Origin of the sequence: Fibrobacter sp. UWOV1, assembly GCF_900142495.1 — a bacterium.
GTDB lineage: Bacteria > Fibrobacterota > Fibrobacteria > Fibrobacterales > Fibrobacteraceae > Fibrobacter.
Genome location: NZ_FRBA01000005.1, coordinates 57,478 through 69,877, shown reverse-complemented (window position 1 = coordinate 69,877; position 12,400 = coordinate 57,478). Strand labels below are relative to the sequence as shown.

Here is a 12,400-nt window from a genome sequence, read left to right as displayed (position 1 = left end):
CGCTACGCTCCCTTTGAGGTATGGGGCTCTTTTTTGAAATGCTCAGAGCGCAAAGCGCGACCTCGTTGCTCAAAGCACCGTAGGTGCGACCTCATTCCTCAAACTCCTCCGGGGGAGGGAGCGCTTCGAAGGCGGCTTTGGCGTCTTGCACGGTTTCGTTCTTGACGTCTTTTTTAAGGAGGCCGTCGCGTAGTGTAATGGTGCGCCCGCTAAAGGTCGCGATGTCGGGTTCATGCGTCACGAAGGCGATGGTTTTTCCTTGGCGGTTCAGCTCCTGGAAAATCATCATGATTTCGTAACTGGTGCGCGTGTCCAGGTTTCCGGTGGCTTCGTCGGCGAGGATAATCACTGGGTCATTTACGAGCGCGCGGGCGATGGCGACTCGCTGTTGCTGGCCGCCCGAAAGCTGGTTGGGCAAATGGTTCATGCGGCTTTCGAGTCCGACCATCTTTAATGCCTCGATAGCGCGGCGGTGGCGTTCCGCTGCCGAAATTTTGGAATTGTACAAAAGCGGGAGTTCTACGTTTTCGATGGCCGTGGTACGGCTGAGCAAGTTGTAACTCTGGAACACGAATCCAAGTTTCTGGCTGCGGATGCGGGCGAGGGCATCGCGCTTCAGTTTTTCGGTGTGTTCCCCGTCCAGAATGTACTGTCCGGAGGTCGGTTTGTCCATGCAACCCAGAATGTTCAGCATGGTCGACTTGCCCGAACCGCTGGTACCCATGATGGTCACGAATTCACCGGGATAGATGTCAAAAGAAACTCCACGCAGCGCGTGGACCGTTTCTTCGCCCATTTTAAAGTCACGGCGGATATTTTGTATGGATAAAATCGGGTTCATAAGCGCTATTTTGATGCCTAATATAAACTTTTGGTTGCATTGCGCAAATTTTGTACGCGTTTTCGGGTGTGAGCGGCGTCACATTGGGCCCTGCTATAGCAAAAATACTACATTGAGGACAAAATGTAATAAAGACATGCGAGGGATACAATGAAAAAAATCATTGCTTTGTCACTAGTCGCTGGCGGTCTTGCCTTTGCCCAGTCCGGGCTTCAGGGTGGAACTTCCGGTATACATCAACACAACGCTTACACGTTGGGTCAGTGGGGTATCGAACTCGGTACGGGCGGCGATATCTCTACGGACTCTTGGTCCCAGTCCCGTGGCGGCGTGGTCAATCAGGGTTCGCAGGAACGCTTGTTCCATAGGAATGCAGGTTCTCTTAGCGGTAATGTTCACGCTGCAATTGGTCTGAAGGATTTCATCGACCTCGGTGTGGCTCTCCCGCTGTACTATGACCATGCCAACTTGAAGGGCGATGGCGAAGGCGATCTCTGGAAAGCTAGCCGTGGCGACCTGAACGTTTGGTTGAAGGCCGGCCTCATTGGTGACTCCAAGAGCTTCTTTGGCCTCGCTATCCAGGGTGATGTCTATTTCCCGACCGGTGATGAAAACGTGGGCGTCCGTCCGCGTCATGCCTGGTACTTGAATGACGATGGTGGCAATACCAACCCGTATACCTCTGGTGGATTTAACTATGCTGGAACCGTGGTGCTCTCCTTGAACTTCGGCGCACTTGGTGTACCGGTCTTGTGGAACACCCATGCAAGCTTCGTTTATGCCGACAAGGGAACCAATACCTTGGTTTATGGCACGGGCTTGAACGTGATGCCGACCGACTGGATGGACATCTTCGTTGAATACTCCGGCGAAATGCGTATCGAAGAAGGTTCATACCGTCGCGACCCGATGGACGACCCGATGCTCCTGACTCCAGGTTTCCGTTTCCATCTGCCGTGGCACATCGACTTCGCTTTGGGTGCAGACATTGCCTTCCGCACTCTTGCTAACCTCGGTTACGACATTGACGAAGAAATGAAGAATGTCAGGGAACACACCATCCATCACGACAACACGACTGGCCCGGTTAGCTACGGCTATGCTCCGACCCCGACTGTCGCTGTGACTGCAGCCCTCACCTGGCGCTTTGGCGGCAACGTCAAGGATGTGCAGACCGACGGCGATGGCGATGGCGTACCGGATGCCAAGGACCAGTGCGAAAAGACTCCGGCCGGCGCAGTGGTTGATAGCCTCGGTTGCCCGCAGGATTCCGACAAGGATGGCATTTTTGATGGCCTTGACAAGTGCCCGAACACTCGCGGTGGCGCAAGCGTTGATTCTCTCGGTTGCGAACCGGACTTCGACAAGGATGGCGTTCCTGATGCTCTCGACAAGTGCCCGAACACCGCCGAAGGCGTGAAGACTGACTCTGTCGGTTGCCCGCAGGATACCGACAAGGACGGCGTGTACGACGGTCTCGACAAGTGCGAAAATACGCCTGCGGGTCTTCCGGTCGACGAAACGGGTTGTCCGGCTGATGCTGACAAGGACGGCGTTGCCGACGCATTCGACAAGTGCCCGAACACTGCTGCTGGCCTCGCTGTTGACACCCTCGGCTGCCCGGCTGACGCCGACAAGGATGGCGTGCCCGATGCTATGGACAAGTGCCCGAACACCAGCGAAGGGGCCCAGGTGAATGCTGAAGGTTGCGAAGGCGACTTCGATGGCGACGGTATTCCGGATGCCAAGGACCAGTGCCCGAACACCAAGCAGGGCGTGGCTGTTGATTCTACGGGTTGCCCGGCTGACGCCGACAAGGATGGCGTGCCTGACGCTCTCGACAAGTGCCCGGATACGAAGGCCGGCTTGAATGTTGACAATACCGGTTGCCCGCTCGACTTCGACAAGGACGGCGTGCCTGATGGTATTGACCAGTGCCCGAATACTCAGCAGGGCGTGCCTGTTGATTCTCTGGGTTGCGCTGCTGACGCTGACAAGGATGGTGTTTACGACGGTCTTGACAAGTGCCCGGATACTCCGAAGGGTGCTGCCGTTGACACCGCTGGCTGCCCGGTCGACAGCGACAAGGACGGCGTGGCTGACTTCCTCGATAAGTGCCCGAACACCCTCGAAGGCGTGCGTATCGACAAGAAGGGTTGCCCGCTCAACAAGGCTGAAGACTTGGAACAGTTGAAGAAGGGTATTAACTTCCAGAGTGGCTCCAAGAAGCTCACCAAGGCAAGTTACAAGACCCTGAACAACATCGTGAAGCTCATGAAGAAGTTCAGCACCGCTAACATCGAAGTCCAGGGTCATACCGACAATACGGGCTCCGAAGAAACCAACAAGCAGATTTCTCAGGATCGTGCCCAGGTGGTGGTGGATTACTTCATCCAGAACGGTATTTCTTCTGACCGCGTTCGCGCCGTGGGCTTCGGCTCCGACAAGCCGATTGCCGACAACAAGACGAAGAAGGGCCGCTCCAAGAACCGCCGTGTTGAACTCGTACCGTTCTAATCGGAATTCTTGAAAAAAAGTGCAGCTCCGCTGCAAAAAAAGGGTCGCCGCAAAGGCACCCTTTTTTTGTATGAATAAAACCAACACCGAAATTAAAATTTCCTTTAACTCCGAATTCTGAATTATCACAACTCCGAACTCTGAACTCCGAATTCTGAATTATCTCAACTCCGAACTCTGAATTCCGAATTATCGTAACTCCGAACTCCGAACTCTGAATTCCGAATTATCGTAACTCCGAACTCTGAACTCTGAATTCCGAATTACCTAAACACCCACTTCTTATACAGCGTAAAGCTTGCAACGACGTACACGCCGTTCGCGACAATGTTTGCAAAAAAGCCGGGTTTCATGAATTGCGAAATGAAGTCGGTAAACGGTTTGCACCAGGCGGTGTTCAAAACGTAGACGGAGGCTTCGAGCGTGACAAAGTTCAAGGCGTAGGCCGCAAGGAACACGATAATGAATCGGATGACTTCGGTGCGTTTTTTGTTATGGCTCTTGAAATTCCAGATGCGGTTCATCAAGTAGCTGTTGATGGCGCCGAAAATGAACCCGAGAAAATTCGAAAGTTCCAGGTTCCAGTCGAGCATCTGGTGCATTATCCAGACCGAGGCGAGGGTAATGAGCGTGTTCATGACGCCAATCAAGTTGTATTTGATAAAATGCTTCACGTGGAAAAATATACAATTCGGATTTCGGATTTCGGAATTCGGAAGTGACAAAATCTCTGAATTTTGAATTTCGAATTCGGAAGTGACAAAATCTCTGAATTTCGGATTTCGGAATTCGGAAATGATAAAATCTCTGAATTCTGAATTCCGAATTCTGAACTAAGATGTCTTTTTATCTAATTTTATCGTATGAATTGGTTTGATTCTAAAAAGTGCTCGGCGGTCGATGCCGCGGCAATGATTAACGATGGTGATGTGTTGGGAGTGTCCGGTTTTACCTTGGCGGGTTACCCCAAAGAGGTTCCGACGGCTTTGGCTGCACGTGCCGAAAAGTTGCATGCCGAGGGTAAGCCTTTCAAGGTGACGCTTTTTTCGGGCGCGTCGACTGGCGACAGCTGCGACGGGGCTTTAGCCCGGGCGCAGGCGGTGTCGCTTAGAATGCCTTACCAGAGCAATCCGAGCTTGCGCAAGGCGATTAACGCGGGTCAAATCAAGTATATCGATGCCCACCTCGGCAAGATGGGCTACCTGGTGCGTACGGGCGCTGTGCCTGCGCCGACGGTCGCGATCATCGAAGTCTCGGCCATATTGAGCGACGGTCGCGTATGCCTTTCGACCTCGGGCGGAAACTCGGTGACCTACCTTGAGATGGCGCCCAAGATCATTCTGGAATTGAATACGCGCCTGGGCGATTCCTTCATGGGAATTCACGATACCGCGCTCCCGGAACTTCCGCCGCATGCAAAACCGCTCCCCATCTATAGCGCCGGCGACCGTGTGGGTTCTGAATTCGTGAAAATTGACCCGAGCAAGGTGATTGCCGTTGTCGAAACATCTCGCCTCGACGAAGTGAATCCGTTCGTAGAACCCGATGCCGTCTCCAGAAACATCGGCGAACGCATTTTGGATTTTATTTGCCATGAAGAAAGCAAAGGCCGCCTCCCCAAGGGAATGGCCTTCCAGAGCGGCGTAGGCAAGGTGGCAAACGCAGTCCTTAGCGCCATGTCCGACGATAGTCGCCTTGGAACAATCGACCTTTATACCGAAGTCATTCAAGAAGCTGTGTTCCCGCTTTTAAAGAAGGGCAAACTCGGCGTCGCTTCGGGCACGGCTCTTACTTTGTCTGAAAACGCACAGAAAGAATTTGTGGAAAACGCCGCCGAATGGAAAAAGCATTTGGTACTTCGCCAGCAAGAAGTGAGCAACAGTCCCGACGTGATTCGCCGCGTGGGTGTGATTTCGATGAACACGGCGCTCGAAGCCGACATCTTCGGTAACGTGAACAGCAGCCTTGTTACGGGCTCTGCCATGATGAACGGAATCGGTGGCGCGGCAGACTTTGCCCGCAACTGTTACCTTGGCATTTTCTTGACGCCCTCGGTCGCCAAGGACGGCGCCATCAGTTCGATTGTGCCTTACGTGAGCCATGTGGACCAGACGGATCACGATACCATGATTTTCGTGACGGAACAGGGTCTTGCCGACTTGCGTGGGCTTGCTGCCGAAGAACGCGCCCGCTTGATTATCAAGAATTGCGCGCACCCGGATTTCCGCGAACCGCTCACCGATTTCTTGGAATATAGCCTCAAACATGCGAAGGGCTTGCACATGCCCCTGGCCTTGGAAAGGGCTTTCGAAATGCATTCGAGGTTCCTCGAAACCGGGAAAATGCGCTAAAAAGTTCCGTTTTTGCAGTTTTTCCGTGATTAGACGCTTTGCCCTCGCGCAGGTGGGGGCGATTGGCAGATTCTATTGGCTTTTTCGTTGAAAAGAAAGTAGTTTCTTATTATATTGCGAATAGTTTTTAGGATCGACGAATGAATCGCCTGTTTTGGATTATAGTCTCTGTATGGTTCGCCTTCTCTATGCAGGCGTGTTCCGGTAGTTCGTCTTCTTCGAACGAGGAAGTTGACCCTGACGAAATTGGAGACGAATACGGTGATGACGATGATGATGGCGATGGCCACAGAGGTCGTTCAAGCGGTTCCCGCTGGGAAAAGCGTTCCAGTGGCGTTGTGCAGAAAGATTCTTTAGGCCGCCCGATTTCGAGTGCGGCAGACCCGGATAAACCGGGCGAACCCGGATCAACGACATCTAGTTCTTCGACAGGGCCCGTTATTGGTGTTGAAGAACCGGTTATTGAAGACACCACAGCCGTGGTCGATGTGGAAGCCTTGCCGGAATGTACCGCCCAGAGCGAGGGTGAATCCTTCTTGGTCAAGAGCGAAAATATTCTGTATTTCTGCCTAGCGGGTGAGTGGGTTCCTTCTGAAGAAGTCTCCCAGAGTACGGGTATTTCTTGCCGCGATGGCAAGATGTACACGGGAGCCGAAGACGAAGATGACAGTGGCTCGAGCACGGGCGGAAGCACCTCGCCTTGGGGAAACTTTGGCGGAGGTAACTCCGTTAATACGGCCGCTGTCGATACGGCTGAACCGCGTATAGTGGGCGCACACTTGGTGGGTGTCGCTGAAAAAGGGCCGTTCCGCTACGGTACATCCATTAAGCTGATCGAGCTTGACAGTACGCAACATCTGGCTGATTCCAAGCGTACCCACAAGACTTGTATTTTGAATGGCGATGGCAACTACAGCTTTGATAGCGTAGACTACGTGTCGCCCTATTTGCGCGTGAAGGCGAACGGTTATTACCGCAGTGAACTGACGGGCGGACTTTCTCCCAAGCCGGTGACACTCGAAGCCGTGGTCGACGTGACTGAAAAAGATACGGTGAATGTGAATATTCTGACCCACATGGAAGCGGGTCGCGTGCTCAAGCTTGTAGAAAACAGCGGCAACAACCAGCCGATCCGTAAGGTCAAGGCTCAGGCGCTGCGCGAAATTCTTTCGAGTTTCGAAATCCAGTGGGACAAGTCTTCCGGCTCCGGCAGCACCGGTGGCGGCTTTGGCGGCTGGAATTTTGGTGGACAGCAACAGCAGCAGCTCACGACCGATGGCCGTTTTGCCGAAGATATTGGACTCTTTGACGGCGACGAATACAGTGGCGCCTTGCTTGCTATTTCTATCATGATGCAGCGCAAGGGCTCGGGCTCCGAGATGACTTCTTATGCCGCAGGCATTGCTGACCGCATTAAGGGTAACGGCAACTGGGACGACAACAACGCCAAGGCAGACCTTGCCGACTGGCTCATGGTGCTCGATACCAGCGGTTCTTACGCGACGATTCGCAACAACATTGCCAGCTGGAATATGGGCGAGGTGCCGGCCTTTGAAAAGCACTTGAAGCGCTTCTGGTCCAGGGCCTATAACTTTGGCGATTGCGGAACTCACAATGCCGATACGGTCAAGTGCATTACGAACAGCTTGAGTGCCTATTTTTGCGGGGGTGGCTACGATCAGCCTGGCCCGACGGTTCGCTTTATTTGCGATGCCCAAACGCATGAATGGCGCGCCGCTACCGCTGTCGAAAAAGACACCTACGGCTACGGCAAGGGCGAATACCCGGGCCAAATCAAGAACGGCCGTGTCGATAAAGAAAAGTATTATGTCTACGATGACGCAACCAAGAAGTGGCGTGTCGCTACAAGTGACGACATCCAGGAATTCGAAGATCTCGAAGACGTGTACAAGAGCCTGCAGCCGGGCGAAAAGGTCATCTTCTTCTTGCGCCATGCCAAGCGTAGCGACGATACCGGCAAGAAGGGGCATTTGACCGATGACGGTAAGACCCAGTCGCAGGATGTGGGCGCCAAGCTGAAGGGCGAAGACATTTATTTTGCAAACTCGACCTACACTCGAAGCATGGAAACCTGTGAAAATATTGCTAAGGGTGCCGGGGCTAGCTATTCTGAAAATACGATTGAAGCGCTTGATGGCGAATGGTACGTGAAGGACAACAGCAAACTCGAACAGTACAAGAGCAACAATGGCGGCGGCTGGGTCGTGGCTTCTGAATATGCGTACAAGGGCTCGTACTCTGATGCGTTCTACGACCTTCAAAATTACAGCGAAAACTTTATTACCGAAATTATCAAGCCTGAATTTGCGAACGTGAAAAAAGTGGGTGTGTTCATTTCGCACGACATGTTTGTGGTTCCGCTGACGGCGTACTTCACCGACAAGAAGGTGAACCTGCGCTACTTTGATACCAAGCAATGGATCAACTACCTTGCGGGCCTTGCAATCATCATGGGGAAAGACGGAACCATTCGTTATGTTCCGGTGAGGGGACTAGATTCCGGAACCATGACGATGTAGGTCGCGTATGAGAAAAAAATGGTGTGTGGAATGTTTGGGTGCTGCCCTGGCAGCAGCCCTGTTCTTGTTTGGATGCAGTGCAGAAAATAATGGCGGTGTTGCAAATGGTGGCGAATCTGCAAACGGGGACCCAGCAGAGGTAAAGCCCGATACTCAGGCGGTTCAAGTGGTCGAACCGATTGATGCGCCGCTCTATGTCTTTGAAATTCTAGAAGAACGTATCGCCGCGGCTGATTCTACCGATTCGGTCAAGGTGGCCCATATAGTGGATCTTTTGGCGCGCCCCCGTGTAGAGCAGCACTTGATGAACCATGTTCCGTTAGATTCTGCCGTGGAACGCGCGAAGTACGAAACGCTTGCGGCCTTTGGTGTAGATTCCCTGCAGTATGCGATGGATTCTAACGCCGTGCTGCTTGCCATTGCGGCAATGATGCAGAACCGCTTGAGTAAAGAAGAATCGCAGAATTTTATTGGCTCTTTGGGCGAAGACCTGAAGGGCGATGGCGTATGGAATGACCCTAACTGGAAAATCCAGGTCGCCGACTGGATTGTAGGGCTCGATAGCAACTGGCGCTACGGCGAAATTCGGAACAACGTAACGTCGGCCTACGGCGGGAACGTACCGAACTTCGAAAGTTACATGCGCGGCTTTATTCCGCTCGCTTACGCCTTTGAACCTTGCACCGATGCAAATGCAGGAACGGTCGTTCATGTGAACCAGGGCCAGAGCGCTTATTTTGCAAATGATTATGAAACGTCGGACCATTCGGCGGTACGCTTTATTTGCGATGCGAATGGATTCCAGTGGCGCCTTGCGCAACCTATGGAAAAAGATACGGTAGGCTTTGGCCCGGGCGAATACGACAAGGAAATCCGCGAAGGCCGCGTCATCCATGACAACTATTACATTTTCGATACAGGCGCCTGGCGACTTGCTACCCCGCAAGAGGCCGATGGCTTTACCGACTTGGTCGAAGTCTATGCGAACTTGGCTGCCGACGAAAAGGCCGTGTTCATTATCCGCCACAGTGAACGCACCGGCGAGACAGGCGCAAAGGGCCACTTGACTGACAACGGAAAAAAGTACGCCCAGGATTTGGGAAAGCGCCTTGCTGCCGTGAATCAGGAAAAATTCTACTTCGGCTATTCGGGTTACACCCGCACTCAGGAAACCTGCGAAAACATTGCCGCGGGTTATGGTCAGTCGAAATACGATTTAGAAGTGCTTGCCGGGCTCGATGGCGATTGGTACATGAAAGACAGCTTGAAATTTGAAAGCTATTCGAACTCCGATGGCGGCGGCTGGGTCGTGTGTTCCAAGTATGCCTTTTTAGGGGCTTACCCGGATGTGTTCTATGATTTGGAAACGCGAAGCGAAGAATTGCTGCAGAATGAAATTTTGGCGAATTTGGGCAAAATGAAGCGGGTGAACTTCCTGGTTACGCATGACTATCTGGTGGTCCCGCTGCTTGCCTATGTAACGAACGGGCACGCGAATGTGCGTTTTTACGAAAAATGGAAATGGGTGAATTACATGGCCGGCGTGGCCATGATTATCTCCGCGGACGGCTCGGTGCGATATATTCCCGTAAAAGGCCTCGAAACCGGGGTGATGTAGCTTTCGGCGGCACTAACCAAGCGCCGCTTTTTCTAAATTTTCACCGCTGATTTTTACAAAACAGAAACCCAAAAGAATGGATTGAATCCAATATGAACGAAACACAGACCAATGCACCCGAAGCTCAGGTGGCTCCCGCCGCTCCGGCCCAGGATGTGCAGCAGCCGGCTCTCGTTGCACCGCAACCTGAAGCAAAGGTGAAGGGCAAGTTCGACGAACAGCTCGGACTCATGCTCCCCTCCGATGCCGCCCAGGTTCAGGAGCAGCTTTCTATGCCGGGTATGAATGACGACATGGTTTACAAGATCGTGGAAACCCACGCTGGTAACCATTCGGTTCTCTATAAGACCTACGATCAGGCAGTCCTTGCACGCGACGTTCGCGATTCTATCGAAAACGCCGGCGGCCACAAGGTGTTGCCCATCGCCAAGGCCAAGCTGGGCTCGACCTACTGCAAGGGCGAATTTTCGACCGAACAGGGTTGTAAGGGCGACTCCGACACCTTCGGTATCGGCTCCCTGATCGAATTCCAGGCAACCGGTCTTATCGTGGTGATGGTGGTTATCGTGGGCCTCACGGTGCTCTGCTACCTCATGAACTTCATCATGGCCAAGCTCGGCCTCAACAAGGACAAGGCTCCGGCACCTGCAGTTAAGGCTGCCCCGGCCGCCGCTCCCGCCGCTGCAGCACCCAAGACCATCGGTCCTGCCCACTGCGACTGGGATCCGAACGCAAAGAGCGTCCATCCGGGCTTCACCAACAAGCAGCTCCAGGCTTTCCTCGGCATTGCCGCCGTGGCAGCCCTCGAAGAACACCCGGGCATGAGCAACGACCAGTTCCTCGCCCTCGTGACCGCAGCGGCGACCCAGGCTATCGGTCAGCCCTGCCGCGTGACTGCTTACAGAAACATCAACTCTCCTGCTTGGACGATCGTCAAGTAAGGTAAACTTTTAAAACTCAACAGGCTTTTAAGCCAGGAAATATCAAAATGAAGAAAACCGTCCGTATCAGTTTCGAAGGCAAGACCTACGATGTCGAAGTAGAAGTTCTTGATTCCAATGCCGCCGTTGCCGCCGCTCCTGCTGCAGCCCCCGCTGCCGCTCCGGCTCCTGCCGCCGCTCCTGCTGTTGCCGGTGGCACCGAAGTCAAGAGCCCGCTCGCTGGCTCCGTGTTCAAACTGAAGGTCAAGGTCGGCGACACCGTTGCTGCCAACCAGGAAGTGGCTATCATCGAAGCTCTCAAGATGGAAAACCCGGTCGTCGCTCCGTGCGCCGGCACCGTGAACTCCATTGCCGTCAAGGAAACCGACACTGTCGTCGACGGCCAGACTCTCATGACCATCGCCTAAGAGGTACAGATAAATGAGTTCTCTTTTAAATTCGGTCGTTGAGTTCGCAGGCGACACCGGATTCGCATACGTCACCCCTTCGATGATCGTGATGTGGATCGTGAGTTTCGTCCTGATGTACTTGGCGATTGTCAAAAAGTACGAGCCGCTGCTGCTCTTGCCGATTTCGCTCGGCGCACTGGCGGTGAACATCCCGAGTGCGGGATTCTACGATGGTGGCTGGAGCATCGAAGGTATGTTTACCCCGACGGCCGGTCTCTATTACTACATCAGCCAGGGTATCCACCTGGAACTCTTCCCGCCCATCATCTTCTTGGGCGTGGGTGCCATGACGGACTTCGGACCGCTTATCGCTAACCCGCGTACACTGCTCCTCGGCGGTGGCGCTCAGTTCGGCGTGTTTGCGACCATGTTCTGCGCCGTGGCATTCGGTGGCTTTACTCTCGGTGAAGCAGCCTCTATCGGTATCATCGGCGGTGCCGACGGTCCGACCTCCATCTTTACTGCAAACAAACTAGCAAAGCACCTCATCGGACCTATCGCCGTGGCAGCTTACACTTACATGGCCCTCGTTCCGCTGATCCAGCCGCCTATCATGCGCCTCATGACCAACGACAAGGAACGCAAGATCCGTATGAAGGCTCTGCGCAAGGTGTCCAAGGCTGAACGCATCGTGTTTGCCGTGATGGTGATGATCGTGTGCATCCTCGTGGTGCCCGATGCTTCTGCTCTTATCATCATGCTCATGCTCGGTAACATCTTCAAGGAAGCCGGCGTTGTCGAACGCCTGGTGAAGACCTCTTCCAACGAACTCATGAATATCGTGACTATCTTCCTCGGTACTTCCGTGGGTCTCACGATGTCTGCCGACATCTTCCTCCGTCCGCAGACTCTCATGATTATCGCTATGGGTGTGGTGGCCTTCGGTTTCTCGACCGCTGCAGGCCTCTTCCTTGCCAAGATCATGAATAAGTGCACTCCCAACAACCCTGTGAACCCGCTCATCGGTTCTGCTGGCGTGTCCGCCGTGCCGATGGCTGCCCGTGTTTCCCAGGTGGAAGGTGCCAAGTATGACCCGCAGAACTTCCTCTTGATGCACGCCATGGGCCCGAACGTGGCCGGCGTGATCGGTACCGCAGTCTGCGCCGGTTACATGATTTCCAGACTCTCGTAGTCAGAGTGTCA

9 protein-coding genes are annotated in these 12,400 nt (G+C 53.6%); 7 read left to right on the top strand and 2 right to left on the bottom strand.

Annotated features, from left to right (window positions below; all coding sequences use genetic code 11):
- Positions 1–91: 91 nt before the first annotated feature.
- Positions 92–841 (bottom strand): ABC transporter ATP-binding protein, encoded by a 750-nt coding sequence (locus tag BUC02_RS08530; RefSeq protein WP_073321344.1) that lies wholly within the window; start codon positions 839–841, stop codon positions 92–94.
- Positions 842–991: 150 nt separating this feature from the next.
- Between BUC02_RS08530 and BUC02_RS16670 the strand changes: the two genes are divergently transcribed.
- Complete coding sequence (locus BUC02_RS16670) at positions 992–3,358, top strand: OmpA family protein (protein WP_073321341.1); 2,367 nt, start codon at positions 992–994, stop codon at positions 3,356–3,358.
- Positions 3,359–3,621: 263 nt separating this feature from the next.
- Here the strand turns inward: BUC02_RS16670 and BUC02_RS08520 are convergent, their stop codons facing one another.
- Positions 3,622–4,032, bottom strand: a complete 411-nt coding sequence (locus BUC02_RS08520) for a GtrA family protein (RefSeq protein ID WP_073321338.1) — start codon at positions 4,030–4,032, stop codon at positions 3,622–3,624.
- Positions 4,033–4,221: 189 nt separating this feature from the next.
- Between BUC02_RS08520 and BUC02_RS08515 the strand changes: the two genes are divergently transcribed.
- From BUC02_RS08515 to BUC02_RS08490, 6 genes are all read left to right on the top strand, one after another.
- Positions 4,222–5,709 (top strand): acetyl-CoA hydrolase/transferase C-terminal domain-containing protein, encoded by a 1,488-nt coding sequence (locus BUC02_RS08515; protein ID WP_073321335.1) that lies wholly within the window; start codon positions 4,222–4,224, stop codon positions 5,707–5,709.
- Between the two features lie 140 nt (positions 5,710–5,849).
- Positions 5,850–8,249 (top strand): histidine phosphatase family protein, encoded by a 2,400-nt coding sequence (locus BUC02_RS08510; protein ID WP_073321332.1) that lies wholly within the window; start codon positions 5,850–5,852, stop codon positions 8,247–8,249.
- Between the two features lie 7 nt (positions 8,250–8,256).
- Positions 8,257–9,867: a histidine phosphatase family protein gene (locus BUC02_RS08505; protein WP_139261081.1), complete on the top strand. Its 1,611-nt coding sequence runs from the start codon at positions 8,257–8,259 to the stop codon at positions 9,865–9,867.
- A 92-nt stretch (positions 9,868–9,959) separates the two neighbouring features.
- Complete coding sequence (locus BUC02_RS08500) at positions 9,960–10,808, top strand: hypothetical protein (RefSeq protein ID WP_073321326.1); 849 nt, start codon at positions 9,960–9,962, stop codon at positions 10,806–10,808.
- Positions 10,809–10,855: 47 nt separating this feature from the next.
- The gene (locus BUC02_RS08495; RefSeq protein WP_073321322.1) at positions 10,856–11,215 is read left to right on the top strand and encodes a biotin/lipoyl-containing protein; all 360 of its coding nucleotides are present in this window, start codon (positions 10,856–10,858) and stop codon (positions 11,213–11,215) included.
- Positions 11,216–11,228: 13 nt separating this feature from the next.
- On the top strand, positions 11,229–12,389 hold the full coding sequence (locus BUC02_RS08490; RefSeq protein WP_073056321.1) for a sodium ion-translocating decarboxylase subunit beta: 1,161 nt from the start codon (positions 11,229–11,231) through the stop codon (positions 12,387–12,389).
- Positions 12,390–12,400 lie beyond the last annotated feature (11 nt).

Bases quoted from the DNA above. Each gene is read 5' to 3' on its own strand.
- BUC02_RS08490 (WP_073056321.1), top strand. From the start codon at position 11,229: ATGAGTTCTCTTTTAAATTCGGTCGTTGAGTTCGCAGGCGACACCGGA.
- BUC02_RS08495 (WP_073321322.1), top strand. From the start codon at position 10,856: ATGAAGAAAACCGTCCGTATCAGTTTCGAAGGCAAGACCTACGATGTC.
- BUC02_RS16670 (WP_073321341.1), top strand. From the start codon at position 992: ATGAAAAAAATCATTGCTTTGTCACTAGTCGCTGGCGGTCTTGCCTTT.
- BUC02_RS08530 (WP_073321344.1), bottom strand. From the start codon at position 841: ATGAACCCGATTTTATCCATACAAAATATCCGCCGTGACTTTAAAATG.
- BUC02_RS08505 (WP_139261081.1), top strand. From the start codon at position 8,257: ATGAGAAAAAAATGGTGTGTGGAATGTTTGGGTGCTGCCCTGGCAGCA.
- BUC02_RS08500 (WP_073321326.1), top strand. From the start codon at position 9,960: ATGAACGAAACACAGACCAATGCACCCGAAGCTCAGGTGGCTCCCGCC.
- BUC02_RS08515 (WP_073321335.1), top strand. From the start codon at position 4,222: ATGAATTGGTTTGATTCTAAAAAGTGCTCGGCGGTCGATGCCGCGGCA.
- BUC02_RS08510 (WP_073321332.1), top strand. From the start codon at position 5,850: ATGAATCGCCTGTTTTGGATTATAGTCTCTGTATGGTTCGCCTTCTCT.